We start from the raw sequence: 25,680 nt of genomic DNA, 5'->3' as shown, positions 1-25,680 counted from the left end.
CGGTGATCAGGAGGATCATCAAGAGGGCACGATGCGAACCGAAACCGATGGAGCGAAGTGAAACGCCCGAGCTGGCCCACCTGGATGCCGATCGACCCCTACATCCTGGCGTTGCTCGGCACGGTGGGCCTCGCCGCGCTGCTGCCCGCGCGCGGCGTCGGCGCCGACATCGCGGGCGGGGCCTCCACCGGGGCCGTCGCATTCCTCTTCTTCCTCTACGGGGCGCGGCTCTCCACCCGGGAGGCGCTCGACGGGCTCAAGCACTGGCGGCTCCATCTCACCGTCCTCGCCTGTACGTTCCTCGTCTTCCCGCTGCTCGGGCTCGCGGCCAAGGGACTCGTCCCGTACGTCCTGACGCCCGCCCTCTACAGCGGGTTCCTCTTCCTGACGCTCGTGCCCTCCACGATCCAGTCGTCGATCGCCTTCACCTCCATGGCGCGCGGCAACGTCCCCGCGGCGATCTGCGCGGGCTCCTTCTCCTCGCTCGCCGGCATCGTCCTGACGCCGCTCCTCGCGGCCGCCCTGCTCGGCAACAGCGGGGGCGGCTTCTCCGCGGACTCGGTCATGAAGATCGTGCTGCAGCTTCTCGTGCCGTTCCTGGCCGGACAGTTCCTGCGCCGCTGGATCGGCGGCTTCATCGCACGGAACAAGAAGGTGCTCGGCTTCGTCGACCGCGGCTCGATCCTGCTCGTCGTCTACACCGCGTTCAGCGAGGGCATGGTGCAGGGCATCTGGCACCAGGTGACGCCGCTGCGCCTCGGCGCGCTGCTCGGTGTGGAGGCGGTGCTCCTTGCCGCGATGCTCGCCTTGACCTGGTACGGGGCCAAGAAGATGGGCTTCGACCGCGGGGACCGCATCGCCATCCAGTTCGCCGGGTCGAAGAAGTCCCTCGCGGCCGGACTGCCCATGGCGAGCGTCCTGTTCGGGGCCCAGGCCTCGCTCGCCGTCCTGCCGCTGATGCTCTTCCACCAGATGCAGCTGATGGTCTGTGCGGTGATCGCGAAGCGCCGCTCCCGCGACGTCGAGGACTTCGTCAGCGAGCCGTCGCGATCCGAAGAGACACGAACCGCGGTCGGTACAGGGACACGTTCCGGCTGACGTTCGCCTGCGCGCTCGCGGGCGCCGCGTCCAGCCAGTTGACGTCGTAGCTGAGCAGCAGCCGTCCGTTCCCGCTGAGCGCGGGATGGGCCTGGGGGTTGTACGCGGCCATGTCCTGCTCGGCCGAGCCGTCCTTCGGCAGCGGCGGCGCGAAGCCCTTGGCGGGGCCGTGCCAGGGGCCGGTGGGCGAGCACGCCCAGTAGGAGGTCACGGTGGTCAGGCCCTCGGTGCCCGCGGCCATCGTGAACAGGACGTACGTCCCCTTCACGCGCACCACCGTGAACGCGCTGCCCACCCCCTTGCGTTCGCCGTCGCCGAGGACGGCCCGCGGCTTGCCGGACTCCGTCCAGTCCTCGCCGTCCCAGTACCGCCACGCGCCGGACTCGGCGAGCCTGCCCTTGGGGACGCGTGCCACGTAGGCGTGCGAGGCGGGGCGGGCGGCGGCCTGCGCGTCGTTGCCGCCGAAGACGTACGTCCAGTCGCCGTCGTCGACCGTCGTCGTGCCGTACAGGACACGCTTCTCGGGGTCCGGCACACCGCTCTGGTCGGAGACCTTGACGATGCTTTCGACGCGCAGATCGGGCAGGGAGAGCGTGGCGACCTCGGTGGCGTTCGGGACGCCGTAGATCCAGGGGCCCGTCCCGGTGGCGCGGGACCACAGCAGGACGCGTACGACTTTGTCGGACGAGCCGGGGGAGCGCGGCTCCACCTTCGCCGCGACCGGCCAGCGCCACTGCTGGGCCGCCGGGTCGGGGAAGAGCGGGGCGGGCAGGGTGCGCTGCAAGGTGCCCGAACGCGACATCACCACACCCGAGTTGCGGACCATGGGCGCGGTCGCGTCCCGCCAGGTGTGGGGCTGGCCTGCCGGGTTGGGCGGCGCGTGCACCTGGCCGAGGAACGTGTCGGAGAACAGCCAGAGGAGCCGCCCGTCCGGGAGGCGCACCGAATGCGTGCCGTCCCCGCCGGTCCAGTCGTCGGCCCGCGCGGTGTCGTCGCCGTAGCGGGCGAACGCGCCGGTGACCTTGTCGTCGGCGGCCCAGGACGAGACGGTGCGCGCCTCGCATGCGTCACCGCCCTCCCGGTCCTCCGGGAGGGCGATGAGCAGCACGGCCGCGCAGGCCAGGGCGAGCAGCAGGACGATCCAGGTCCTGCGCGCGCTCCGTCCCCCGCGTGGACCTTGGTCGGCGGGCACGTGCGGGACGTTAGTTGCTCGCGCGGATGTGGTCCATGGGGAGCCACGCGACGGTGTCCCGCGTCACAGGCGCCTCGGCTCCGCCGTCCCGTCCGAGCTCGGTCAGCTCGGCGTCGCTCAAGGCGCGGTCGTAGACGCGCACTTCGTCGATGGACCCCGTGAAGTGGGCGCGGCTGTCGACCCGTTGGCCGACGTGGAAGCCGTACCCCGAGGTGCGGGTGACGGTGCCAGGGACGTCGGCGGTGGTGATCCGGGTGCCGTCGACGGAGAGGGTGAGCTGTCCTTGGCCCCTGCGCAGCGCGATGTGGTGCCACTGGCCGTCGTTGTAGGCGCCGGTGGTGCGCACGGAAGCGGACTTCGGGGCGCTGGAGCCGTCGCGAGTGGTGATCAGGCCTGTGACGCGGTTGCTCGCCGGCTCGCCGCGCAGCCACACCTGCGGCTGGTTGGTGCCGATGCCGCCCATCCACAGGAGGGGCTGTTCACCGCTGGTCGCGGAGTAGCGGAACCACAGGGATGCCGTGAAGTCCTTTCTTCCTAGCGGGAGTTGACTGCGGTACGGCAGCCGTACGGCGTCGTCCGTGCCGTCGAAGGCGATGGCCCTGCCGAAGCGCCCCTCGGTCGTGGACGCCCCGCCGAGCACGGCCGCCGCCTTGGCCCGCGGCGCGCGGTCGCCGGTCGTCGGGTCCGGGCCGCGGCGCGGCTTCAGCCAGTCCTCGGTGAAGCGCGCGAAGCGGATCTCGTCGCGGGCGTCGACCGCCCCGCCCTCGTACATCAGGCCCACGTGCTCGCCGTCGGCCCGCACCATGTCCGAGTAGCCGGACCAGTCCGTGGTCACCGTCGTGCCGCGGTCCACGCTGTCCCAGGTGCGCCCGCCGTCGTAGGAGGAGCGGATCTGCATCGTGCGGCGGCGGTCGGGGTCACCGGGGCAGGCGAGCAGCATCCGCTTGCCGAACTGGAGCGTGGATCCCTGCACTTGGGGCGTGTAGAGATCGGGAATGGCCTTGAACGGCGCGACGAAGGAATCACCCCCGTCGCGGCTGACCGTGTGGGTGCGGTGCCCCAGGTCGGTGCCGTCCTGCTCGCGCCCGCTGACGTAGAGGGCGCCGTCCGGGCGCTCCGTGATGGTCATCTCCGACGGCTTCTGCCGGAACGTGCCGTCGTCCGCTATCGGGTACGAGTCCTTGGCGCCGATCCTCCAGTTGTCGCCGCCGTCGTCGCTGACGATCAGCGCCGCGTGGTTCGCGGTGACCCGACTGCCGTTCCAGGTCTCGGTGTTGACGGTGAAGACGAGCCGCCCCGCGTGCCGGCCGCGGGTCAGCTGGAGGCCGTGCACGGGTCCTGTCGCGTACCAGGAGTTCCAGTCGTCCGGCAGGATCTGGTCGCTCAGGTCGCGCGGCGCCGACCAACTGCGGCCGTCGTCGTCGCTGTACTGGAGGTGCGGGGTGCGGTCGCAGGGGACGGCGCAGTTCCCGCCGTCCGTGCGGCCCGTGTTGTACGTCTCCGCGAGGAGGATGCGGCCCGTCCTGCGGTCCACGATCGGGGCGGGATTGCCGTGCGTGTCGCCCGCGCCTTCGTTGACGACCTGGAGCGGACTCCAGGTGCGCCCGCCGTCGTGCGAGCGCTTGACCACGATGTCTATGTCGCCCGCGTCGCTGCAGTCGTTCACGCGTCCCTCGGCGAAGGCGAGGAGCGTGCCCTTGACCGTCTTCACCACGGCGGGGATGCGGTAGCAGGCGTACCCGGGATCCTGCGAGGCCTTGAAGAGCACCTGCTGCTCGAACCCCGTCGCGCGCGTGTCCGGCGCCGCCTGGGCCGTGGGCCCGGGGAGCAGCGCCCCGACGGCTACGACGGTCAGTGCGGCCGTGGCGGTGCGCAGCGATCTGAGGCGTACACGGAGAGCTGATGGCATGGCGCGGCCCACCCTTCCAGGTGACTGGACATCCTGACATCCCACGTCCAACGTTCGCGCCACAGACGCTACTTGGGCGGCGCGACACCCCACAAGAAGCGTGCGTGCCACGAATGGACGCGCCCTGGTCAGGGGACCGGACCCGGCGGCGGACCCGGCGGGCCGTGCGGTCAGGGCATCAGGACGACCTTCCCGAGGCTGCTCCGCTCCTCGATCACCGCATGCGCCTTCGCCGCGTCCTTCAGCGCGAACTCCGCGTGCACGGCGGGGCGCAGCGCGCCCGCCGCGAAGAGCCGCCACAGCTCGCGCCGCCACGTCTCGTACACCTCGGGCCTTTCGCGTGCGACGAGCCCCATCTGGAAGCCGATGACCGACTTGGCGCCCACCAGCAGGTCGTACGCCTGGACGGTGCCGCCGCCCGAGCTGTACGCGACGAGCCGCCCGTGCGGCGCCAGTGCCCGCACGGCGGGCGTGAGCAGCTCGCCGCCGACCGCGTCGAGGGCGTAGTCGACGGGCTCGCCCCACGTCTCTTCGTCGTACGTGACGACCTCGTCGGCGCCGAGCGAGCGCAGGAACTCCGCCTTGGTGGACCCTGCCCGGTTTCCCGACACGGCCCCCACGACCCGCGACGCACCCCTCAACTTGGCCAGTTGCAGGGCGAGATGTCCGACTCCACTGGCCGCCGCGGTGACCAGCGCCGCCTCGCCCTGCGCGGGCCGGGCGGCATCGAGCGCGCCGTACGCGACGAGTCCGCTGCGGACGAGGGCGACCGCGTCGACGGCGCTCGCCCCGTCCGGGACGGGTGAGGCCAGCCGCCGAGCGGCGGCAGTTCCTGGACCTGCTCACCCGGATCTCGGGCACCGAGGCATAGCGCGAGCGGCGGGTGGGACCCCGCCGGCGCAGGGGGCGCTCCCCGCCGGCCGGGGTCCCGCCGCCGTGCAGCGGGGAGCGGCCGGTCAGCCCTGGGAGGCCGTGGCCCGCATGGCGACCCGGTGCTCGCCCGCGTACACGTTCATGGAGGAGCCGCGCAGGAAGCCGACCAGGGTCAGGCCCGTCTCGGCGGCCAGATCGACGGCGAGGGACGACGGCGCGGAGACGGCCGCGAGCACCGGAATGCCCGCCATCACCGCCTTCTGCGCCAGCTCGAAGGAGGCACGCCCCGACACGAGAAGGACGGCACGTGACAGCGGCAGACGGCCGTCCTGGAGCGCACGCCCGACGAGCTTGTCGACCGCGTTGTGCCGGCCCACGTCCTCCCTTATGTCGAGGAGTTCGCCGTCCTCCGAGAAGAGCGCGGCCCCGTGCAGGCCCCCGGTCCGGTCGAAGACCCGCTGCGCCGCACGCAGCCGGTCGGGAAGGCACGCGAGCAGCTCGGTCCCGAGCCGGACCGGGGGAGTACTGCCGCCGTCCGTGTCGTCGATCGCCCAGCGGGCCGTCGTACGGACGGCGTCCAGGCTCGCCTTGCCGCACAGGCCGCAGGACGAGGTGGTGTAGACGTTGCGTTCGAGATTGATGTCGGGCAGGACGAGCCCAGGGGCGGTCTTCACGTCGACCACGTTGTACGTGTTCGAGCCGTCCGCCGTGGCCCCTGCGCAGTAGACGATGGACTGGAGCTCGTCCGCCGAGCCGAGCACCCCCTCGCTCACGAGGAACCCCGCGGCGAGCGCGAAGTCGTCGCCCGGCGTGCGCATGGTGATCGCGAGCGGCTTTCCGTTGAGCCGGATCTCCAGCGGCTCCTCCGCGACCAGCGTGTCCGGCCGCTCGGTGACGGCCCCGTCCCTGATGCGGATGACGCGGCGGCGCTCCGTGACTCGTCCCATGTCGATCAGTCCCGGTTCTGTACGTGCTGGTAGCCGAAGCGGCCCTTGATGCAGAGGTTGCCGTGGGTCACCGGATTGTCGTGCGGTGAGGTGACCTTCACGATGTCATTGTCCTGCACGTGCAGGGTCAGATTGCAGCCGACTCCGCAGTACGCGCACACCGTCGTCGTCTCGGTCTGCCGCTCCTCGTCCCAGGTTCCCGCGGCCCGCATGTCGAACTCGGACTTGAAGCTGAGGGCCCCGGTCGGGCAGACCTCGATGCAGTTCCCGCAGTACACGCACGCGGAGTCGGTCAGCGGCCCGTCGTGCTCGACGGCGATCCGGGCGTCGAAGCCGCGGCCCACCACGGAGATGGCGAACGTGTTCTGCCACTGGTCACCGCAGGCGTCGACGCACTTGTAGCAGAGGATGCACTTGTCGTAGTCGCGCACGTAGAGGTCGTTGTCGACCCTGGGCTCCTCGTTCAGGCGGGCGGCATCCGGGCCGAACCGGTCGGGCTTGGCGTCGTACTCCTTGAGCCAGCCCGCGACCTTCGGCGTGGTCGACATGTCGACGGACGAGGCGAGCAGTTCGAGCACCACCTTCCGGCTGTGCCGGGTGCGCTCGGTGTCGGTGAGGACGGTCATGCCCGGCTCGGCCCTGCGCGAGCAGGCGGGGGCGAGGGTCCGGGCGCCCTCGACCTCGACGACACACACCCGGCAGGCGTTCTTGGGGGTGAGCGTGTCGCCCTCGCAGAGGGTCGGTACGTCCTTGCCCGCGGCCCGGCAGGCGTCCAGGATGGTCGACCCTTCGGGCACTCTGGCGTCCTGCCCGTCCAGGGTGAACTCGACGAGACGGCGCGGGATTCCCAGCGGTACGGCGGTCACTTGTACGCCCCCAGGCGGTCGATGGCGGATTCCACGGCGTTCCACGCGGTCTGGCCGAGCCCGCAGATGGAGGCGTCCCGCATGGTCCGCCCCACCTCGCGCAGGAGGTCGATGTCTGCGGCGGCATCCGCCCCCGTCCGCTCGACGATGCGGTGCAGGGCCTCCTCCTGCCGGACGGTGCCGACCCGGCAGGGCACGCACTGCCCGCAGGACTCGTCGCGGAAGAACTCGGCGATACGGAGCAGGACGCGGGGGAGTGGCACGGTGTCGTCCAGGGCTAGGACCACCCCGGAGCCGAGGGTGGTGCCCGCGTCCCTCGTCCCCTCGAAGGTGAGCGGGATGTCGAGCTCGTCGGGCCGTACGAAGCCTCCGGCGGCGCCGCCCAGGAGGACCGCGCGGAGGTTGTCCGGCATCCCGGAGAGGGTGAGGAGCTCGCCGAGGGTGGCGCCGAAGGGGAGCTCGTAGATGCCGGGGCGCTCGACGCTGCCGGAGACGCAGAAGAGCTTGGGCCCAGTGGATTTGTCGGTCCCGATGGCGGCGTACGCCTCCGCGCCCATGGTGAGGATGGGCAGCACATTGACGAGGGTCTCGACGTTGTTCTCGGCCGTGGGCTTCCCGAAGAGCCCCTTCTCGACCGGGAAGGGCGGCTTGGAGCGCGGCTCTCCTCGATACCCCTCGATGGAATTGAAGAGGGCGGTCTCCTCTCCGCAGATGTAGGCGCCCGCGCCGCGCCGGATCTCGATGTCGAAGGCGTACCCCTGCCCGAGGACGTCGTCCCCGAGGAGTCCACGCGCGCGTGCCTGGGCGATGGCGTGGTCCAGGCGCTCCAGGGCTCGGGGGTACTCGCCGCGGAGATAGAGGTAGCCGAGGTGGGCGCCGGTCGCGTACCCCGCGATGGTCATCGACTCGATGAGCGAGTACGGGTCGCCCTCCATGATCACCCGGTCCTTGAAGGTGCCGGGCTCGGACTCGTCGGCGTTGCAGACGAGGTAGTGGGGGTGGTCCGGCTGCGAGGCGGTGGCCTGCCACTTCCTTCCCGTGGGGAAGGCGGCGCCTCCTCGGCCGAGGAGGCCGGAGTCGGTGACTTCGCGGATGACGGCGGCGGGGCCGATGTCGAAGGCGGTGCGGAGGGCGGTGTAGCCGCCGTGCGCGCGGTAGTCGTCCAGGGAGGAGGGGTCCACCTTGCCGATCCTGCTGAGCAGCAGGAGGCCTTCTTGGCCTGCTTGGGGGACGGCGAGTTCCGCCGGGGGCTCGGCGGGGGCGGTCTCCGGGGCGAGGGCGGCTTGGGTGAGGGTGTCCGGTGCGGCGGGGGCGAGGGTTGCGGTGACGTAGGTTTTCTCCCCGCTCCCGCCCCTACCCGAATCCCCCGGCTCTGCCGCCTGGGGTTGCCGTCGATCACCGGCTCCGCCGAGTTCGTCCTCAAACGCCGGACGGGCTGAAACCCCCTCGCCCGGCCGTGATCTTTCAGCCTGTCCGGCGTTTGAGGACGAGCCGTCAAGGCGATGGGCGGTAACACCAGGCCCCCGCGCCAGCGGGTTTTCGGGAAGGGGCGGGGTTGGGGAAAGAAGCGCCGCAGGCGCACCGGCCCGGACCACCAGCGCAGCCGGAGCGCGCTCGCACAAGCCCAGGCATGGGCTGGCCTCGACAGCAACACCCGACTCCGGACCCAGCCGTGCCCCCACGGCCCCGCACAGCTCCGCCCCACCCCCACACGCAAGGTCCGTGCAGACCCGCACCACCGTCGCCGGCCGCGGCCGCACCGAGAACATCGAGTAGAACGTGGCCACCCCGTACCCCTCCGCCGGCGGCACCATCAGCCGCCGGCAGAGGTAGTCCAGACCCCCCTCGCTCACCCACCCCACGCGGTCGTTGAGCGCGTGCAACCCCGGCAACAGCTCATCCCGCCGCTCCCGCGCCGCACGGCCTCCCCTGGCCCACCGCAGATCCGCGTCGCTGCGGTCGTCGGCCCCCTCCCAGGCGGACTCCGGCGGTCCGAGCACCGCGTCGACGGCCGCCCGCTCCTCGTCCGTCGGCTTGCTGTCACCGAAGTGCAGATCCATACGTCACCTCACGTCGCCGACATGGTCAGCTTGTCGATTCGTACAGCCGATGCCTTGAACTCCGCCGTGCCCGCGATCGGGCAATTGGCCTCGATCGTGAGCTGGTTGGTGTCGACCTCGTCGGGAAAGTGCATGGTCATGAAGGCCAGACCGGGGCGGAGTCCGGGGTCCACCCAGACAGGGGCCGTCACCGTCCCGCGCCGCGACGACACACGGACCTCCTCGCCCACCACGACCCCGTACCGCTCGGCGTCCTCCGGGCACAGCTCGACGTACTCACCGCGCCGCAGCGGCGAGGCGAAGCTCCCGCTCTGCACACCGGTGTTGTAGGAGTCGAGCCGCCGCCCCGTCGTCAGCCGGATCGGATAGGAGTCGTCCGTGAGGTCGACCGGCGGGTCGTGCGCCACGAGCCCGAAGGGCGCGAGCGTGCCGCGCCGCGCGGGGTCCGCGTCCCACAACCTGCCGTGCAGGTACGTCGGTTCGACCCGGTCCTCCGAAGGGCAGGGCCACTGGATGCCCTGCAAGGACTCAAGACGGTCGTACGTCATGCCCCAGTGGTCCGGTGACACCGAGCGCAACTCGTCCCAGACGGCCTGCGCATCCGCGTACTTCCAGTCGTGGCCCATCCGTTCGGCCAGATCGCAGAGGATGTCGATGTCCTCGCGCGCCTCGCCGGGCGGCCGCAGCGCCTTGCGCACCCGCTGCACGCGCCGCTCGCTGTTGGTCGTCGTGCCGTCGGTCTCCGCCCAGGCGGCGGTCGCCGGGAGCACCACATCGGCCAGCTCGGCGGTCTTCGTGAGGAAGATGTCCTGGACGACGAAGAAGTCCAGGGCCCGCATCCGCCGCATCGCCTGCTCGCTGTCCGCCTCCGACTGCGCGGGGTTCTCGCCGATGCAGTAGACGGCCTTGAGCTCGCCCTCCTCCATCGCCTCGAACATCTCCGTCAGATTCAGCCCGTAGCGCGGCTCGATGACTGTGTCCCACGCCGTCTCGAACTTCAGCCGCGACTGCGGATCGAGGATGTCCTGGAAGCCGGGCAGGCGGTTGGGGATCGCGCCCATGTCGCCGCCGCCCTGCACGTTGTTCTGGCCGCGCAGCGGCTGGAGGCCCGAGCCGTAGCGCCCCACGTGCCCGGTCAGGAGCGAGAGGTTGATCAGCGCGCGGACGTTGTCCGTACCGTTGTGGTGCTCGGTGATGCCGAGCGTCCAGCACAGCTGGGCCCGTTCGGCCCGGGCGTAGGCGTGCGCCAACTCCTTGATGGCGGCGGCCGGTACGCCCGTCACCTTCTCGGCGAGCGAGAGCGTCCAGGGCTCGACCAGGGCCGCGTACTCCGCGAAGCCTGACGTGGCCCGCTCGATGAACGCGCGGTTGGCCAGGCCCGCGTGGATGATCTCGCGGCCGATCGCGTGCGCCATCGGGATGTCCGTGCCGACGTTCAGGCCGAGCCAGCTCTCCGCCCATTCGGCGGTCTTGGTGCGGCGCGGGTCGACCGCGTACATGCGGGCGCCGTTCCTGATCCCCTTCAGGACGTGCTGGAAGAAGATCGGGTGCGCGAAGCGGGCGTTGGAGCCCCACATCACGATCAGGTCGGTGTGCTCGACCTCCTCGTAGGACGAGGTGCCGCCGCCCGAGCCGAAGGCGGCGGAGAGGCCCGCGACGCTCGGGGCGTGGCAGGTGCGGTTGCAGGAGTCGACGTTGTTCGTGCCCATCACCACGCGGGCGAACTTCTGCGCCACGTAGTTCATTTCGTTGGTCGCGCGGGCGCAGGAGAACATCCCGAACGCGCCGCGTGCGGCTTGGAGGCCCGCCGCCGTCCGGGTCAGGGCTTCCTCCCAGGTGGCCCGGCGCAGCGGCTCGTCGCGCGAGTCGCGAACGAGGGGGTGGGTGAGCCGGGCGTACGTCTTGGGCACCCGGTCCCGTTTCCTGCTCATGCCGCGCTCCTCATGTTCTCGTTCATGCCGCGCTCCTCATGCGGTCGGCCAGCAGATCCGAGATGGCGTGGACCGTACGGAGCGTCGGCACCGGGACCCCGGTGATCTCCGCGAGTTCCACGACGGCCGCGAGCAGCACGTCGAGTTCCAGCGGTTTGCCGCGCTCCAGGTCCTGGAGTGTGGAGGTGCGGTGGTCGCCCACCCGCTCGGCGCCCGCGAGGCGTCGCTCGACGGAGATGTCGGGGCGGCAGCCGAGGGCCGCGGCGACGGCGAGCGTCTCGGTCATCATGATCTCGATGACGCGGCGCGTGCCGCCGTGCAGGCACATCTCGCGCATCGTGGCGCGGGCGAGCGCGCTGATCGGGTTGAAGGAGATGTTGCCGAGCAGCTTGATCCAGATGTCGCCGCGCAGTTCGGGCTCGACCGGGCACTTCAGGCCGCCCGCCTGCATCGCCTCACTGAAGGCGAGACAGCGCTCGGAGCGCGAGCGGTCGGGCTCCCCGATGGAGAACCGGGTGCCTTCCAGGTGCCGGACGACTCCCGGCCCCTCCAGTTCGGTTGCCGCGTAGACGACGCAGCCGATGGCCCGTACGGGCGCGATCACCGCACTGACCGCGCCTTCGGGGTCCACGCTCGTGACGCGGTGGCCGTCGTGCGGGCCGCCGTGCCGGTGGAAGTACCACCAGGGGATGCCGTTCTGGGCGGCGACCACCGCTGTCTTGTCATGCAGGAGCGGCTCGATCAGCGGCCCGCACGCCGCGTACGAGTTGGCCTTCAGGCCCAGGAAGACGAAGTCGACGGGGCCGATGTCGGCCGGGTCGTCGGTGGCGTGGGCCCGTGCGGTGAAGTCGCCGCGTGGGCTGAGGACACGTACTCCGTGCTGCCTCATGGCCGCCAAATGCGGTCCACGGGCTACGAGATGGACGTCGGCACCGGCGCGGTGCAGCGCGGCTCCGACGTAGGCGCCGATCGCACCGGCGCCGAGGACTGCGACTTTCACGGTGGCGCGCTCCGTTCGGTTGAGGGATCCGAAGAAGGCTCAGGGTCGACGTCGCATGCCGTGACCGTGGCCATCGCATGCCATGACTGTCGATGGAATATTGTCTACAGTATGGAAGTTGGCCCAGCAAGGGGTTGCGCGGCAGATTGCATACCGTCGACGGAATCGCGTCCGCCTCTTCCCAACTCCCCTCCTGTCTTCCTACTGTTCGGGATCATGAGGCCCCCCGTCGCACCTCCGGGATGGAGCCGCTGGCTCGTACCGCCCGCCGCCCTGTCCGTCCACCTCTCCATCGGCCAGGCCTACGCCTGGAGCGTCTTCAAGCCCCCGCTGGAATCAGCGCTCCACCTCAGCGGCACGCAGAGCGCGCTCCCCTTCCAGCTCGGCATCGTGATGCTCGGCCTCTCGGCGGCCTTCGGCGGCACGCTCGTGGAGCGCAACGGACCGCGCTGGGCGATGACGGTCGCGCTCGTCTGCTTCTCGTCCGGCTTCCTGATCGCGGCACTCGGCGCCGCGATCAGCCAGTACTGGCTGATCGTCTTCGGGTACGGCTTCGTCGGCGGCATAGGCCTCGGCATCGGCTACATCTCGCCCGTGTCGACACTGATCAAGTGGTTCCCCGACCGGCCCGGCATGGCGACCGGCATCGCGATCATGGGATTCGGCGGCGGCGCGCTCATCGCGTCGCCCTGGTCGGCGCAGATGCTGGACTCCTTCGGCTCGGACTCCGACGGCATCGCGCTCGCCTTCCTCGTGCACGGCCTCACGTACGCCGTCTTCATGGCGCTCGGCGTGCTGCTCGTGCGGGTGCCGCGTACGGAAGGGGCGCGGGCGCCCGGTGCTCCCGGTGTGCTCGACGGGCCGCAGGTGTCCGCGCGGGCCGCCGTGCGCACGCCCCAGTTCTGGTTCCTGTGGATCGTGCTCTGCATGAACGTGACCGCGGGCATCGGGATCCTGGAGAAGGCGGCGCCGATGATCACCGACTTCTTCTCGGACACCTCGACGCCGGTCTCGGCGGCCGCCGCCGCGGGCTTCGTGGCCCTGCTCTCCGCCGCGAACATGGCCGGACGCATCGGCTGGTCGTCGACGTCCGACCTGATCGGCCGCAAGAACGTCTACCGCGTCTACCTGGGCGTCGGCGCGCTGATGTATCTGCTGATCGTCCTGTTCGGAGACAGCTCGAAACCGCTCTTCATCGTCTGCGCCCTGGTGATCCTCTCCTTCTACGGAGGCGGCTTCGCGACGATCCCCGCGTACCTGAAGGATCTCTTCGGCACCTACCAGGTCGGAGCGATCCACGGCCGGCTCCTCACCGCCTGGTCCACGGCCGGTGTCCTCGGGCCGCTGATCGTGAACTGGGTCGCCGACCGCCAGGAAGAGGCGGGCAAGCACGGGGCGGGGCTCTACGGCCTCTCCCTCACGATCATGATCGGACTCCTGGTCGTCGGCTTCGTGGCGAACGAATTCGTCCGGCCCGTCCACGCCCGCCACCACATCCCCGCCCCGAGGGAGGCCGCCCATGACGGCACCGACCAGCACGCCGCCAAGTAGCCCGCCGCGCCGTCGCGCCCTGATCGTCGGCGCGTGGCTCTGGGTGGGGCTTCCGCTCGCATATGGGCTGTATGAACTCGTACACAAGGCCACTCAGCTCTTCACCGGGTGACCCGATGATGAGAAGTGTCCAAAGCCCACGCCCGATTCCTGTCGCTTTACGCGTCCTGTTACTGGTGAGTCGCTGACCAGACTGGACGGTCCCGCATCTCCGGCAACAAGGGGGACCCGTTCATGCACGGCTCACGCATCGCCGCCGTCGGCCACTACCAGCCCGCCAAGATCCTCACCAACGAGGATCTGGCGGGCATGGTCGACACCAGCGACGAGTGGATCCGCTCCCGCGTGGGCATCCGCACCCGCCACATCGCGGGACCCGAGGAGCCGGTCGACGAGCTCGCCGCGCACGCCGGGGCCAAGGCCGTCGCCGCCGCGGGCCTCGCGCCCGACGCCATCGACCTGGTCCTGGTCGCCACCTCCACCGCGATCGACCGCTCGCCGAACATGGCGGCACGGGTGGCGGCGCGCCTCGGCATCCCCTCCCCGGCCGCCATGGACGTGAACGTGGTCTGCGCGGGCTTCACGCACGCACTCGCCACCGCCGACCACGCCGTGCGGGCCGGAGCCGCCACGCGTGCGCTCGTGATCGGCGCGGACAAGATGTCCGAGGTGGCCGACTGGACGGACCGCACCACGTGCGTCCTGGTCGGGGACGGCGCGGGTGCTGCCGTCGTCGAGGCGTGCGCTCCCGGCGACGAGCCCGGCATCGGTCCCGTGCTCTGGGGCTCGGTGCCCGAGATGGGCAACGCCGTCCGGATCGAGGGCACGCCTCCGCGGTTCGCGCAGGAGGGCCAGAGCGTCTACCGCTGGGCGACGACGCAGCTGCCGCCGCTCGCCCGCAAGGCCTGCGAGAAGGTCGGTCTCACGCCGGCGGATCTGGCGGCGGTCGTCCTGCACCAGGCCAACCTGCGCATCATCGAGCCCCTCGCGGAGCGGATCGGCGCGGTCAACGCGGTCGTCGCGCGCGATGTCGTGAACTCGGGCAACACCTCGGCGGGCAGCATCCCGCTCGCCCTGTCCAAGCTGGTGGAGCGCGGCGAGATCGTCCACGGCGATCCGGTGCTGCTCTTCGGCTTCGGTGGGAACCTGTCGTACGCGGGCCAGGTCATCCGCTGCCCCTAGCGCGACGGATCGCCGCTGTCGAGCCGTGTGACCGGGTCAACTCCCCCTGGTGCTGGTCATTGTGCTCAGTAGACTGTAGACAAAAGGCAATCGTCGAGGAGGGGACCGCGATGTTGTCCACAGGACTGCCGCAGGGGGCGGTGCCCAAGCTGGAACGCCCCGGTCCGCTCCGGGAGCGGGTCTACGAGGCACTGCTCGAACTCATCACGACCCGTGCGCTCCAGCCGGGCCAGCACCTGGTGGAGAGCGAACTGGCCGGGCATCTGGGGGTGTCACGACAGCCGGTGCGCGAGGCGCTCCAGCGGCTCAACACCGAAGGGTGGGTCGATCTGCGTCCCGCGCAGGGCGCGTTCGTGCACGAGCCCACCGAGGAGGAGGCGGACCAGCTGCTCACGGTCCGTACGCTCCTGGAGGCGGAGGCCGCCCGGCTCGCCGCGGCCAACACGGGCACGGCGGGGATCACCGCCCTGGAAGAGCTGTGCGCCAAGGGGGAGCAGGCCGTCGCGGACGGCGAGGTGGATCTGGTGGTGGCCACGAACGCGGCCTTCCACGCCAAGGTGATGGAGCTGGCGGGCAATGTCGTCCTCGCCGAACTCGCCGGGCAGGTCGACCGCCGGGTGCGCTGGTACTACACGCCGGTGGCCCGCCAGCGCGGCAAGCAGTCCTGGATCGAGCACCGCCGGCTGATCGCGGCGATCGCCGAGCGCGACGAGCGCGGGGCGACGGAGATCATGCGCGCGCACACGGAGCACACGCGGGAGACGTACCACCGCCGAGAGCGCGACGCCTGACGCGTCTGCCCCTCTCCGGTCGAGGACCGCCCACGGCTGCGTGATCCGCGCGTGGGCGGTTCGACCACTTCTCAGGTCATGCGTGGGACACGTCTGTCCGCCTCTTTGTCCTGTGACTGGAGAAAGTCATGGGTAATTCGTGCGCAACTTCTTCCCACTCCCGGCAGGCGCTGCTACGTTCCCCTCGAAAGCCCGACGCGACGGCGAAAATCCGCCGCGGCGGACCGAGTTGGACGACATGAGTTGCCCACTGAGGCGGGGAGGGGCGCGTGAGACGTATGACGGCTCGACCCGCCAATGCGCACCAGGCGCGACTGCTGCGGCTGCTGCGAGACGGAGGGCCCAACTCCCGTGCCCAGCTGGGCGATCAGGTCGACCTCTCGCGGTCGAAGCTGGCCGTCGAGGTGGACCGGCTCCTGGAGACCGGACTCGTGGTCGCCGACGGACTCGCCGCCTCGCGCGGCGGCCGCCGCTCCCACAACATCCGCCTGGCCCCCGCCCTCCGCTTCCTCGGTGTGGACATCGGCGCGACCTCGGTCGACGTAGCGGTGACCAATGCCGAGCTGGAGGTCCTCGGCCACATCAACCAGCCCATGGACGTACGCGAAGGCCCCGTCGCGGTCTTCGAGCAAGTCCTCGCCATGGCAGCCAAGTTGAAGGCCTCCGGACTCGCGGAAGGGTTCGACGGCGCCGGGATCGGCGTCCCGGGCCCCGTCCGCTTCCCCGAAGGCGTCCCGGTCGCCCCGCCGATCATGCCGGGGTGGGACGGCTTCCCCGTGCGGGAGGCCATCAGCCAGGATCTGGGCTGCCCCGTCATGGTCGACAACGACGTGAACCTGATGGCGATGGGGGAGCAGCACGCGGGCGTCGCACGCTCCGTGGGCGACTTCCTCTGCGTCAAGATCGGTACGGGCATCGGCTGCGGGATCGTCGTCGGCGGTGAGGTCTACCGAGGGGTGACCGGCAGCGCGGGCGACATCGGCCACATTCAGGTCGAACCGGACGGACGGCCCTGCGCCTGCGGCAACAAGGGCTGCCTGGAGGCGTACTTCAGCGGCGCGGCACTGGCCCGCGACGCGGAGGACGCCGTCGGTCAGGGGCTCTCCCAGGAGCTCGCGACCCGTCTGGAAGCCGCCGGGAAGCTCAGCGCCGTCGATGTCTCCGCGGCAGCCGCCGCCGGTGACGCCACCGCACTCGACCTCATCCGCGCGGGCGGCAACCGCACAGGACAGGTCATCGCGGGCCTCGTCAGCTTCTTCAATCCGGGCCTCGTGGTGATCGGCGGCGGTGTGACGGGCCTCGGCCACACGCTGCTCGCCGCCATCCGCACCCAGGTCTACCGCCAGTCGCTGCCCCTGGCGACGGGCAACCTCCCCATCGTCCTGGGCGAGTTGGGGCCCACCGCCGGAGTCATCGGCGGCGCCCGGCTCATCAGCGACCACCTGTTCTCACCGGCCTGATCCGTACGCACCACCCGTACCACCTGTACGACCCGTACGACGCCCGGCACCACACCTCACCCAGTACAGCGCGCTGCCTCGCCCTGCTCCGAAACAGGCTTCGCCCCCACGAAGGGGCCACCGCCCTACCCCGCCCTGCCCTGTAACCGGCCGCACCCGCCCGAGGGACCCGCCATGGCACCAGAACCACCCCTGCTCACCATGTCCGGCATCACCAAGTCGTTCCCCGGCGTCCGCGCCCTCGACGGCGTCGACCTCCAGGTCCAGGCCGGCGAAGTGCACTGCCTCCTCGGCCAGAACGGCGCCGGGAAGTCCACGCTCATCAAGGTCCTCGCCGGGGCGCACCAGCCCGACGGCGGCGAGATCACCTGGCGCGGCGAGCGCACCACGCTCAAGTCGCCCATCGCCGCCATGCGCCTCGGCATCGCCACCATCTACCAGGAGCTCGACCTGGTGGAGGGCCTGTCCGTGGCCGAGAACGTCCACCTCGGACATGAGCCGACCGCGGCCGGTTTCGTCGTGAAGGGCCGCGAGGCGAAGGTCTCGACCTCCGCACTCCTCAAGCGACTTGGGCACGCCGAGATCGACCCAGGAACGCTCGTGGGTGACCTCTCCGCCGCCCATCAGCAGATCGTGTCGATGGCCCGCGCGCTCTCCCACGAAGTGCGCCTCATCGTCATGGACGAGCCGTCGGCCGCCCTCGACCCGGACGAGGTCGACAACCTCTTCCGCATCGTCGGCGATCTCACGGCGGACGGCGTCGCCGTCGTCTACATCTCCCACCGCCTCGAAGAGATCCGCCGCATCGGCGACCGCGTCACCGTCCTCAAGGACGGCCGGGCGGTCGCGGGCGGACTCCCCGCGAAGGAGACCCCGACCCGCGAGGTCGTCGCCCTGATGACGGGCCGCAACGTCGAGTACGTCTTCCCGGACCGACCCGTCGAACCACCCACCGCTGAACCGGTGTTGAAGGTGGCGGGCCTCTCCCGCGCCGGTGAGTTCGAACCCCTCGACCTCGAACTGCGCCCCGGCGAGATCGTCGGCCTTGCCGGACTCGTCGGCTCCGGGCGCTCCGAGATCCTGGAGACCATCTACGGCGCACGCAAGGCGACCACCGGCCACGTCACCCTCGGCGGCCAGGTGTTGAAGCCCGGCAGCGTGCGGGCCGCCGTGCGCGCCGGAGTCGGTCTGGCCCCCGAGGAGCGCAAGGCGCAGGCCCTGCTGATGCTGGAGTCCGTCACCAACAACGTGTCGGTCTCCTCCATGTCCCGCTTCTCGCGCGGCGGTTGGCTCGACCGGGGCGCCGAGCGGAAGGCCGCGCAGACCGCGACCCGCGAGCTCTCCCTGCGCCCCGACAATCCCTCGGCGCCCGTGCGCACGCTCTCCGGCGGCAATCAGCAAAAGGCCGTCCTGGCCCGCTGGCTGCTCCGCGGCTGCCGCGTCCTGCTGCTCGACGAGCCGACCCGCGGCGTGGACGTCGGCGCCCGCGCCGAGCTGTACGCCGTGATCCGCCGGCTCGCCGACGACGGCCTCGCCGTCCTCCTCGTCTCCAGTGAAGTGCCCGAAGTCCTCGGCCTCGCCGACCGTGTCCTGGTCCTGCGCGAGGGGCGCGTCGTCCATACGGCGCCCGCCCGTGACCTCGACGAACACCGCGTACTCGACCTCGTACTCGAAGGGAGCCCGGCGTCATGACGCAGCCCGCATCGCCGCCACGGCCCGCCACATCGAAGAGTGGCCCCGCGGACGGCGCAAGCCCGTTGCGGACGCTCTCCGCACGTGCCGACCTGCGGACGCTGTCCCTGCTCGGTGTGCTCGCCGTCCTGGTCCTGATCGGCGGCATCACCCAGCCCGACTCGTTCCTCGACACCGACAACGTCCAGCTGATCCTGACCCAGGCGTCCGTCATCGGCGTCGTCACGGTCGGCATGACCTTCGTGATCATCTCCGGCGGCATCGACCTGTCCGTCGGCGCCATCGTCGCGCTCGCCTCGGTGTGGGCGACGACGGTCGCCACCCAGGAGTACGGCGTCGCGGGCATCCTGTTCACCGCGGTGATCGTCGGCATGGCCTGCGGCCTCGTCAACGGAATGCTCATCGCGTACGGCGGGATGGTGCCGTTCATCGCGACGCTCGCGATGCTCGCATCGGGCCGGGGTCTCGCACTTGAGATCACCGACGGCAAGACGCAAATGGTCACCGTGGACGGGGTGTTGAAGCTCGGCGAGCGCGACTCCTACATCCTCGGCATCCCGCCGCTCGTGCTCGTCTTCGCGGCCGTCACCGCCGTCGGCTGGCTGCTCCTGAACCGCACCACCTTCGGGCGGCGCTCGGTCGCGGTCGGCGGCAACGCGGAAGCGGCACGGCTCGCCGGCATCGACGTACGCAGGCAGCGGCTCTACCTCTACCTGCTCTCCGGGCTCTGCTGCGGCATCGCGGCCTTCATGCTGATCGTCCTGTCCGGGTCGGGCCAGAACACCAACGGCAACCTCTACGAGCTGGACGCCATCGCCGCCGCGATCATCGGCGGCACCCTGCTCAGCGGCGGCCGGGGCACCATCACCGGCTCCGTGCTCGGCGTACTGATCTTCATCACGATCCAGAACATCTTCGCGCTCAACAACCTGGAGACCGCCGTCCAGCAGATCGCCAAGGGGGCGATCATCGTCGCCGCGGTGCTCGTCCAGCGACGTACGTCCTCCCATACATGACCCGCAGACCCGAAGGGTTCACCGCCATGCCAGAGACATCCCCATTCGCGAGCCGCAGAGGACTGCTCTTCGGAGCCGCCGCCCTGTCGACCGGTGCCCTCATCACGGGGTGCACCAGCAACGAGCCCAAAGACTCCGACGGTGCTGCCTCGGACGACAAGAGCCAGCAGGTCGCCGACGACAAGCCCGGCAAGCAGGTCACCATCGGCTTCGCGGGTCCGCAGGCCGACCACGGCTGGCTCAACGCGATCAACGACAACGCCAAGGAGCGGGCGAAGAAGTACTCGGACGTCACGCTGGAGTCCACCGAGGGCTCGAACGACACCGCCGCCCAGATCGGCCAGGTCGAGACGCTGATCAACAAGAAGGTCGACGTCCTGGTGATCCTGCCGGCCGACGGCAAGGCGCTCACCCAGGTCGGCCTGAAGGCCATGAAGGCGGGCATCCCCGTCGTCAACCTCGACCGGGTCTTCGCGTCGCCGCAGGCCTACCGCTGCTGGATCGGCGGTGACAACTACGGCATGGGCCTGAGCGCCGGCCACTACATCGGCGAGAAGCTCAAGGGCAAGAAGAACGCCAAGGTCGTGGAGTTGGCGGGCCTGGACAACCTGGAGCTCACCAAGCAGCGCTCGAAGGGCTTCGACGACGCCCTGAAGAACTACTCGAACATCGAGAAGGTCGCCCGGCAGGCCGCCGAGTTCACCGTCGAGTCGGGACAGCAGAAGATGTCCCAGCTCCTCCAGGCGCAGAAGAACTTCGACGCGCTGTGGAATCACGACGACGACCAGGGCGTGGGCGCCCTGCGCGCCATCAAGCAGGCGGGCCGCGACGACTTCCTGATGGTCGGCGGCGCGGGCGCGCTCTCCGCCATGCAGGCCATCGAGTCCGACGACAGCGTGCTCAAGGCCACCGTGCTCTACCCGCCGTCGATGGCCGCCTCGGCGATCGACCTGGCCCGTGCGCTCGGCCAGAGCAAGGGTGTCAGCGGCATGGCCGAGTTCGAGATCCCGGCCTTCATCACGCTCTACTCGGCCGTGGTCGACAAGGAAAACATCAGCAAGTACATGTCCACCGGCTTCAAGTGATGCGCGCGTCCGCACCCCCCACCGAGCGTTTACGAGGAGGAGTACCGCATGCGTGAGACGGAACACGAGGCTGAGACCGGTAAGCGGCCGTTGGGGGTGGGCATGGTCGGATACTCCTTCATGGGCGCCGCCCACTCCCAGGGCTGGCGCACCGTCGGACGCGTCTTCGATCTGCCGCTGCGGCCGGTCCTCTCGGCGGTCTGCGGACGCGACGGCGCCGCCGTGCGCGCCGCGGCGGACCGCCTTGGATGGGCCGCGGCGGAGACCGACTGGCGTGCACTCGTGGCCCGTGACGACGTCGACATCATCGACATCTGCACCCCCGGTGACAGCCACGCGGAGATCGCGATCGCCGCGCTCGACGCGGGCAAGCACGTGCTGTGCGAGAAGCCGCTCGCCAACACCGTCGAGGAGGCCGAGGCGATGGCCGAGGCAGCCGAACGGGCACGGGCGCGGGGGCAGGTGGCGATGGTCGGCTTCAACTACCGCCGCGTTCCCGCTCTCGCGCTCGCCCGGCAGATGATCGCCGACGGCCGGCTCGGCACGCTGCGGCACGTCCGCCTCACCTACCTCCAGGACTGGCTGGTCGACCCCGGCTTCCCGCTGACGTGGCGGCTGCGCAAGGACCGTGCGGGTTCGGGCGCGCTCGGCGACCTGGGGGCGCACATCGTGGACCTCGCGCAGTTCCTTGCGGGGGAGCCGGTGGCGGGCGTCTCGGCGCTGACCGAGACGTTCGTGCGGGAGCGGCCGCTGCTCGACGGGGTGTCGAGCGGGCTCACGGGGGAGGGGAGCACCGCGACCGGCCAGGTGACGGTGGACGACGCCGCGGTCTTCACCGGCCGCTTCCCGTCGGGCGCCCTCGCCTCGTTCGAGGCGACCCGTTTCGCCGCGGGCCGCAAGAACGCCCTGCGGCTCGAACTCAACGGCTCGAACGGCTCGTTGGCCTTCGACCTGGAGCGCCTGAACGAGCTCTCCTTCCACGACCACACGGAGCCCGCCACGTCATCGGGCTTCCGCCGCATCCTGGTGACCGAGCCGGGCCATCCGTATCTGGAGGCCTGGTGGCCGCCGGGTCACGGCCTCGGCTACGAGCACACGTTCGTGCACCAGGCCCACGACCTGCTGCACGCCATCGCCACCGGCGAGCAGCCCGAACCGTCCTTCGCCGCGGGCCTCTCGGTGCAGCGGGTGCTCGCCGCGGTGGAGGAGAGCGCGGCGAAGAACTCGGTCTACACCCTCGTAGCTGCCACCCCCGTCACGGTCTGAGGAGGACTGTTCATGCCCCGCGACTTCACGCTCTTCACCGGCCAGTGGGCCGACCTGCCGCTTGAGGAGGTCTGCCGCCTCGCCCGCGACTTCGGCTACGACGGTCTCGAACTCGCCTGCTGGGGCGACCACTTCGAGGTCGACAAGGCGCTGAACGACCGTTCCTACCTGGACTCGCGCCGCCAGCTCCTCGACAAGTACGGCCTCAAGTGCTGGGCCATCTCCAACCACCTGGTCGGACAGGCCGTCTGTGACGCGATCATCGACGAGCGGCATCAGGCGATTCTGCCCGCCCGCATCTGGGGCGACGGCGACGCGGAGGGCGTACGGCAGCGGGCCGCCCGCGAGATCGAGGACACGGCACGCGCGGCGGCGGCCTTCGGTGTCGACACGGTCGTCGGCTTCACGGGCTCGGCGATCTGGCATCTGGTGGCGATGTTCCCGCCCGTGCCGGAGTCGATGATCGAGCGCGGCTACGACGACTTCGCCGAGCGCTGGAACCCGATCCTTGACGTCTTCGACGTACAGGGCGTGCGCTTCGCGCACGAGGTGCACCCCTCCGAGATCGCGTACGACTACTGGACGACGCACCGCGCCCTTGAGGCGGTCGGCCACCGCCCGGCCTTCGGCCTGAACTTCGACCCCTCGCACTTCGTGTGGCAGGACCTGGACCCGGTCGGCTTCCTCTACGACTTCCGGGACCGGATCTACCACGTCGACTGCAAGGAGGCCAGGCGCCGCCTCGACGGCCGCAACGGCCGCCTCGGCTCGCATCTCCCGTGGGGCGATCCGCGCCGCGGCTGGGACTTCGTGTCGGCGGGTCACGGCGACGTCCCCTGGGAGGACGTGTTCCGGATGCTGAGCTCGATCTCGTATGCGGGGCCGATCTCGGTGGAGTGGGAGGACGCGGGGATGGACCGCCTCCAGGGGGCTCCTGAGGCGCTCAAGCGCCTGAAGGCGTTCGACTTCGAGCCGCCGACGGCGTCGTTCGACGCGGCGTTCGGCGGGAACTGACCTCTGTCCACGGGTCCTTGGCCGGGAGGCCCTTGCCCGGAGTCACTTTGTCCTGCCCAAGGAAAAAGCTGAACTCTGTTGCTGTGCAAGGGCTTTCCGTCCAAGACAAACGTGGCTACCGTCCCTGATGTGTACAGGACATGAATCTCCCCGGGGTGACGGCGCACCCCGGCGCCCGGCGCCACCGCACCACACCCGCGTACGACCGTCCCCCTTCCGGAGGAACCCCCGTGCACAGGAAACGCCTCAGACTCCGTAAGACCCGCAGACTCCGCAAGACCCTCGCGCTCTTCACCGGCACCCTGCTGGCCGGTGCCACGCTCACCCTCGCCGTCCCCGCCGCGAACGCCGCCGACCCGGAGGCCGTCCGAGCCGCCCAGGCTCAGGCGGACGAGGCGGCAGGCGGCAAGGCCGCCGCGGCCGAGGACTTCCAGCAAGTGACGCTCGCCAAGGGCGAGACCGAGACGGGCGAGCCGATGACACTCGCCGTCCTGCCCGACCGCTCGGTCCTGCACACCTCCCGCGACGGCACGCTCCGGCTCACGGACGCCGCGGGCAACACCAAGATCGCGGGCAAGATACCGGTCTACACGCACGACGAAGAGGGCCTCCAAGGCGTCGGCCTCGACCCCAAGTTCAGCGAGAACCGCGCGATCTACCTCTACTACGCGCCCCCGCTCGACACCCCCGCGGGCGACGCCCCGGAGACCGGCACGGCCGACGACTTCAAGAAGTTCGACGGCGTCAACCGCCTCTCCCGCTTCGTCCTGAAGACCGACGGCACCCTCGACAACGCCAGCGAGAAGAAGGTCCTCGACGTCCCCGCGACCCGCGGCATCTGCTGCCACGTAGGCGGCGACATCGACTTCGACAAGGACGGCAACCTCTACCTCTCGACGGGCGACGACTCCAACCCCTTCGCCTCGGACGGCTTCTCGCCGCTCGACGAGCGCGCGGACCGCAACCCCGCCTTCGACGCCCGCCGCAGCGCCGGCAACAGCAACGACCTGCGCGGCAAGATCCTGCGCATCAAGGTCGCCGACGACGGCACGTACACCGTCCCGGACGGCAACCTCTTCGCGCCGGGCACCGAGAAGACCAAGCCCGAGATCTACGCGATGGGCTTCCGCAACCCCTTCCGCATGAGCGTCGACAAGCCCACCGGCACGGTGTACGTCGGCGACTACGGACCCGACGCGGGCGCGGCCGACCCCAAGCGCGGCCCCGCAGGACAGGTCGAGTTCGCCCGCGTGACCAAGCCGGGCAACTTCGGCTGGCCGTACTGCACCGGCAAGAACGACGCCTACATCGACTACGACTTCGCGACCCAGACCTCCGGCGCCGCCTTCGACTGCGCCGCACCGAAGAACGATTCCGTGCACAACACCGGCCTGACCGATCTGCCGGCCGCACAGGAAGCCTGGATTCCCTACGACGGCGGATCCGTCCCCGAGTTCGGCTCGGGCTCGGAGTCCCCGATGGGCGGCCCCGTCTACCGCTATGACGCGGCCAACACCTCCCCGGTGAAGTTCCCGGAGGCGTACGACGGCGACTTCTTCGCGGGTGAGTTCGGACGGCGCTGGATCAAGCGCATCGAGCAGAGCGCGGACGGCACGGTCTCCAAGATCAACCCGTTCCCCTGGACGGGCACGCAGATCATGGACATGGAGTTCGGCCCCGACGGCGCGCTGTACGTCCTGGACTACGGCACCGCCTGGTTCGGCGGCGACGAGAACTCCGGTCTCTTCCGCATCGAGAACGCCACCGACGGCCACTCCCCGGTCGTCGAGGCGAGCGCCTCCGTGACCAGCGGCCAGGCCCCGCTCAGGACCAACTTCACCGCGAAGGCCACGGACGCCGACGGCGGCACGCTGACCTACGCGTGGGACTTCGGCGACGGCGGCAAGTCGACCCAGCAGAACCCCTCGTACACGTATAAGAAGAACGGCGTGTACACCGCGACCGTGACCGTCAAGGACTCCACCGGGCGCACCGGATCGGCCAGCGCGCACGTCACCGTCGGCAACACCGCGCCCAAGGTCACGCTGGATCTCCCGGGCGACGGGCAGCTGTTCACCTTCGGCGACAAGGTGCCCTTCAAGGTGAAGGTGACCGACAGGGAAGACGGCCCGATCGACTGCACCAAGGTCAAGGTCACCCACATCCTCGGCCATGACAGCCACGGCCACCCGGTGACCACGGCCAACGGCTGCGAGGGAACCCTCCAGACGTCGGCGGACGGCGAGCATGACCCGAACGCCAACATCTTCGGGGTCTTCGACGCCGAGTACACCGACAAGGGTGCCAATGGCCAGCCCGCGCTGACCACGCACGACCAGAACGTCGTCCAGCCCAAGCACCGCCAGGCCGAGCACTACGACGGCTCCAAGGGCGTCTCCATCACCAACCACACCCCGGCGCACGGCGGCAAGACGGTCGGCGACATCAACAACGGCGACTGGATCTCCTTCAAGCCCTACATCCTCGGCAACGCCACCAAGCTGACCGCGCGCGTCGCGTCGGCCGGAGCGGGCGGCACGCTCGAGGTCCGCAGCGGCTCGGCCACCGGCAGGCTCCTGGGCAAGGCCAAGGTCGCACCGACCGGTGGGTGGGAGACCTACACCGACGTGAGCACCGCCATCAGCAAGGCACCGAGGTCGACGACGACGCTCTTCCTGGTCTTCAAGGGCACGGGCACCGGAGCCCTGTACGACGTCGACGACCTCACCTTCACCACGAGCTGAGGA

19 protein-coding genes and 1 pseudogene are annotated in these 25,680 nt (G+C 70.4%); 12 read left to right on the top strand and 8 right to left on the bottom strand.

Annotated elements, in window-relative coordinates; genetic code table 11:
- Nucleotides 1-84 precede the first annotated feature (84 nt).
- On the top strand, nt 85-1,098 hold the full coding sequence (locus M4V62_RS08720; protein WP_249592743.1) for a bile acid:sodium symporter family protein: 1,014 nt from the start codon (nt 85-87) through the stop codon (nt 1,096-1,098).
- Here the strand turns inward: M4V62_RS08720 and M4V62_RS08715 are convergent.
- The 8 genes and pseudogenes from M4V62_RS08715 to M4V62_RS08680 all read right to left on the bottom strand — a co-directional run bounded on the left by M4V62_RS08715 (nt 1,034) and on the right by M4V62_RS08680 (nt 11,876).
- Nucleotides 1,034-2,290 (bottom strand): DUF5005 domain-containing protein, encoded by a 1,257-nt coding sequence (locus M4V62_RS08715; RefSeq protein ID WP_249586663.1) that lies wholly within the window; start codon nt 2,288-2,290, stop codon nt 1,034-1,036. The two genes, M4V62_RS08720 and M4V62_RS08715, sit on opposite strands and share 65 nt — an antisense overlap.
- A gap of 10 nt (nt 2,291-2,300) precedes the next feature.
- The gene (locus M4V62_RS08710) at nt 2,301-4,199 is read right to left on the bottom strand and encodes a sialidase family protein (protein WP_249586662.1); all 1,899 of its coding nucleotides are present in this window, start codon (nt 4,197-4,199) and stop codon (nt 2,301-2,303) included.
- A gap of 170 nt (nt 4,200-4,369) precedes the next feature.
- Nucleotides 4,370-5,011 (bottom strand): annotated as a pseudogene (locus tag M4V62_RS08705) (quinone oxidoreductase family protein); the annotation flags it as partial.
- A gap of 144 nt (nt 5,012-5,155) precedes the next feature.
- A complete protein-coding gene (gene fdhD, locus M4V62_RS08700) occupies nt 5,156-6,019 on the bottom strand; it encodes a formate dehydrogenase accessory sulfurtransferase FdhD (RefSeq protein WP_249586661.1) in 864 nt (287 codons plus the stop codon).
- Nucleotides 6,020-6,024: 5 nt separating this feature from the next.
- Nucleotides 6,025-6,885, bottom strand: coding sequence for a 2Fe-2S iron-sulfur cluster-binding protein (locus tag M4V62_RS08695; RefSeq protein WP_249586660.1), 861 nt, complete (start codon nt 6,883-6,885; stop codon nt 6,025-6,027).
- Complete coding sequence (locus M4V62_RS08690) at nt 6,882-8,945, bottom strand: NADH-ubiquinone oxidoreductase-F iron-sulfur binding region domain-containing protein (RefSeq protein ID WP_249586659.1); 2,064 nt, start codon at nt 8,943-8,945, stop codon at nt 6,882-6,884. Before M4V62_RS08690 ends, M4V62_RS08695 begins: the two co-directional genes overlap by 4 nt.
- Before the next feature lie 8 nt (nt 8,946-8,953).
- Nucleotides 8,954-10,876, bottom strand: a complete 1,923-nt coding sequence (locus M4V62_RS08685; protein ID WP_249586658.1) for a molybdopterin oxidoreductase family protein — start codon at nt 10,874-10,876, stop codon at nt 8,954-8,956.
- 22 nt (nt 10,877-10,898) lie between these two features.
- Nucleotides 10,899-11,876: a 2-dehydropantoate 2-reductase gene (locus tag M4V62_RS08680; RefSeq protein ID WP_249586657.1), complete on the bottom strand. Its 978-nt coding sequence runs from the start codon at nt 11,874-11,876 to the stop codon at nt 10,899-10,901.
- Nucleotides 11,877-12,092: 216 nt separating this feature from the next.
- Between M4V62_RS08680 and M4V62_RS08675 the strand changes: the two genes are divergently transcribed.
- The 11 genes from M4V62_RS08675 to M4V62_RS08630 all read left to right on the top strand — a co-directional run bounded on the left by M4V62_RS08675 (nt 12,093) and on the right by M4V62_RS08630 (nt 25,677).
- The gene (locus M4V62_RS08675) at nt 12,093-13,427 is read left to right on the top strand and encodes an OFA family MFS transporter (RefSeq protein WP_249586656.1); all 1,335 of its coding nucleotides are present in this window, start codon (nt 12,093-12,095) and stop codon (nt 13,425-13,427) included.
- The gene (locus tag M4V62_RS43855; protein WP_425575030.1) at nt 13,396-13,539 is read left to right on the top strand and encodes an MFS transporter small subunit; all 144 of its coding nucleotides are present in this window, start codon (nt 13,396-13,398) and stop codon (nt 13,537-13,539) included. Before M4V62_RS08675 ends, M4V62_RS43855 begins: the two co-directional genes overlap by 32 nt.
- Nucleotides 13,540-13,661: 122 nt before the next feature.
- The gene (locus M4V62_RS08670; RefSeq protein WP_249586655.1) at nt 13,662-14,609 is read left to right on the top strand and encodes a beta-ketoacyl-ACP synthase III; all 948 of its coding nucleotides are present in this window, start codon (nt 13,662-13,664) and stop codon (nt 14,607-14,609) included.
- Nucleotides 14,610-14,719: 110 nt separating this feature from the next.
- Nucleotides 14,720-15,400: a GntR family transcriptional regulator gene (locus M4V62_RS08665; protein WP_249586654.1), complete on the top strand. Its 681-nt coding sequence runs from the start codon at nt 14,720-14,722 to the stop codon at nt 15,398-15,400.
- Between the two features lie 278 nt (nt 15,401-15,678).
- Complete coding sequence (locus M4V62_RS08660) at nt 15,679-16,860, top strand: ROK family transcriptional regulator (protein WP_249586653.1); 1,182 nt, start codon at nt 15,679-15,681, stop codon at nt 16,858-16,860.
- Between the two features lie 174 nt (nt 16,861-17,034).
- Complete coding sequence (locus M4V62_RS08655; protein WP_249586652.1) at nt 17,035-18,552, top strand: sugar ABC transporter ATP-binding protein; 1,518 nt, start codon at nt 17,035-17,037, stop codon at nt 18,550-18,552.
- Nucleotides 18,549-19,568: an ABC transporter permease gene (locus M4V62_RS08650; RefSeq protein WP_249586651.1), complete on the top strand. Its 1,020-nt coding sequence runs from the start codon at nt 18,549-18,551 to the stop codon at nt 19,566-19,568. The genes M4V62_RS08655 and M4V62_RS08650 overlap by 4 nt, the downstream gene beginning before the upstream one ends.
- A 26-nt stretch (nt 19,569-19,594) precedes the next feature.
- Nucleotides 19,595-20,653 carry a substrate-binding domain-containing protein gene (locus tag M4V62_RS08645; RefSeq protein ID WP_249586650.1) on the top strand — a complete coding sequence of 353 codons (1,059 nt, stop codon included), beginning with the start codon at nt 19,595-19,597 and terminating at the stop codon, nt 20,651-20,653.
- Nucleotides 20,654-20,701: 48 nt separating this feature from the next.
- Complete coding sequence (locus M4V62_RS08640) at nt 20,702-21,919, top strand: Gfo/Idh/MocA family protein (protein ID WP_249586649.1); 1,218 nt, start codon at nt 20,702-20,704, stop codon at nt 21,917-21,919.
- A 12-nt stretch (nt 21,920-21,931) separates the two neighbouring features.
- A complete protein-coding gene (locus M4V62_RS08635; protein WP_249586648.1) occupies nt 21,932-22,933 on the top strand; it encodes a sugar phosphate isomerase/epimerase family protein in 1,002 nt (333 codons plus the stop codon).
- Nucleotides 22,934-23,163: 230 nt separating this feature from the next.
- Entirely contained in the window at nt 23,164-25,677 is a 2,514-nt protein-coding gene (locus tag M4V62_RS08630; protein ID WP_249586647.1) for a PQQ-dependent sugar dehydrogenase, read from the top strand.
- Nucleotides 25,678-25,680: the final 3 nt, after the last annotated feature.

It is taken from the genome of Streptomyces durmitorensis (assembly GCF_023498005.1).
Taxonomy (GTDB): Bacteria; Actinomycetota; Actinomycetes; order Streptomycetales; family Streptomycetaceae; genus Streptomyces; species Streptomyces durmitorensis.
Note: the sequence above shows the minus strand (reverse complement) of the source record. Positions and strands in the feature narration are given on the sequence as shown.

Coding starts and splice junctions, on each gene's coding strand:
- M4V62_RS08645 (WP_249586650.1), top strand. CDS start 19,595: ATGCCAGAGACATCCCCATTCGCGAGCCGCAGAGGACTGCTCTTCGGA.
- M4V62_RS08690 (WP_249586659.1), bottom strand. CDS start 8,945: ATGGATCTGCACTTCGGTGACAGCAAGCCGACGGACGAGGAGCGGGCG.
- M4V62_RS08640 (WP_249586649.1), top strand. CDS start 20,702: ATGCGTGAGACGGAACACGAGGCTGAGACCGGTAAGCGGCCGTTGGGG.
- M4V62_RS08675 (WP_249586656.1), top strand. CDS start 12,093: ATGAGGCCCCCCGTCGCACCTCCGGGATGGAGCCGCTGGCTCGTACCG.
- M4V62_RS08720 (WP_249592743.1), top strand. CDS start 85: ATGCCGATCGACCCCTACATCCTGGCGTTGCTCGGCACGGTGGGCCTC.
- M4V62_RS08710 (WP_249586662.1), bottom strand. CDS start 4,199: ATGCCATCAGCTCTCCGTGTACGCCTCAGATCGCTGCGCACCGCCACG.
- M4V62_RS08650 (WP_249586651.1), top strand. CDS start 18,549: ATGACGCAGCCCGCATCGCCGCCACGGCCCGCCACATCGAAGAGTGGC.
- M4V62_RS08635 (WP_249586648.1), top strand. CDS start 21,932: ATGCCCCGCGACTTCACGCTCTTCACCGGCCAGTGGGCCGACCTGCCG.
- M4V62_RS43855 (WP_425575030.1), top strand. CDS start 13,396: ATGACGGCACCGACCAGCACGCCGCCAAGTAGCCCGCCGCGCCGTCGC.
- M4V62_RS08670 (WP_249586655.1), top strand. CDS start 13,662: ATGCACGGCTCACGCATCGCCGCCGTCGGCCACTACCAGCCCGCCAAG.
- M4V62_RS08655 (WP_249586652.1), top strand. CDS start 17,035: ATGGCACCAGAACCACCCCTGCTCACCATGTCCGGCATCACCAAGTCG.
- M4V62_RS08660 (WP_249586653.1), top strand. CDS start 15,679: ATGACGGCTCGACCCGCCAATGCGCACCAGGCGCGACTGCTGCGGCTG.
- fdhD (WP_249586661.1), bottom strand. CDS start 6,019: ATGGGACGAGTCACGGAGCGCCGCCGCGTCATCCGCATCAGGGACGGG.
- M4V62_RS08685 (WP_249586658.1), bottom strand. CDS start 10,876: ATGAGCAGGAAACGGGACCGGGTGCCCAAGACGTACGCCCGGCTCACC.
- M4V62_RS08665 (WP_249586654.1), top strand. CDS start 14,720: ATGTTGTCCACAGGACTGCCGCAGGGGGCGGTGCCCAAGCTGGAACGC.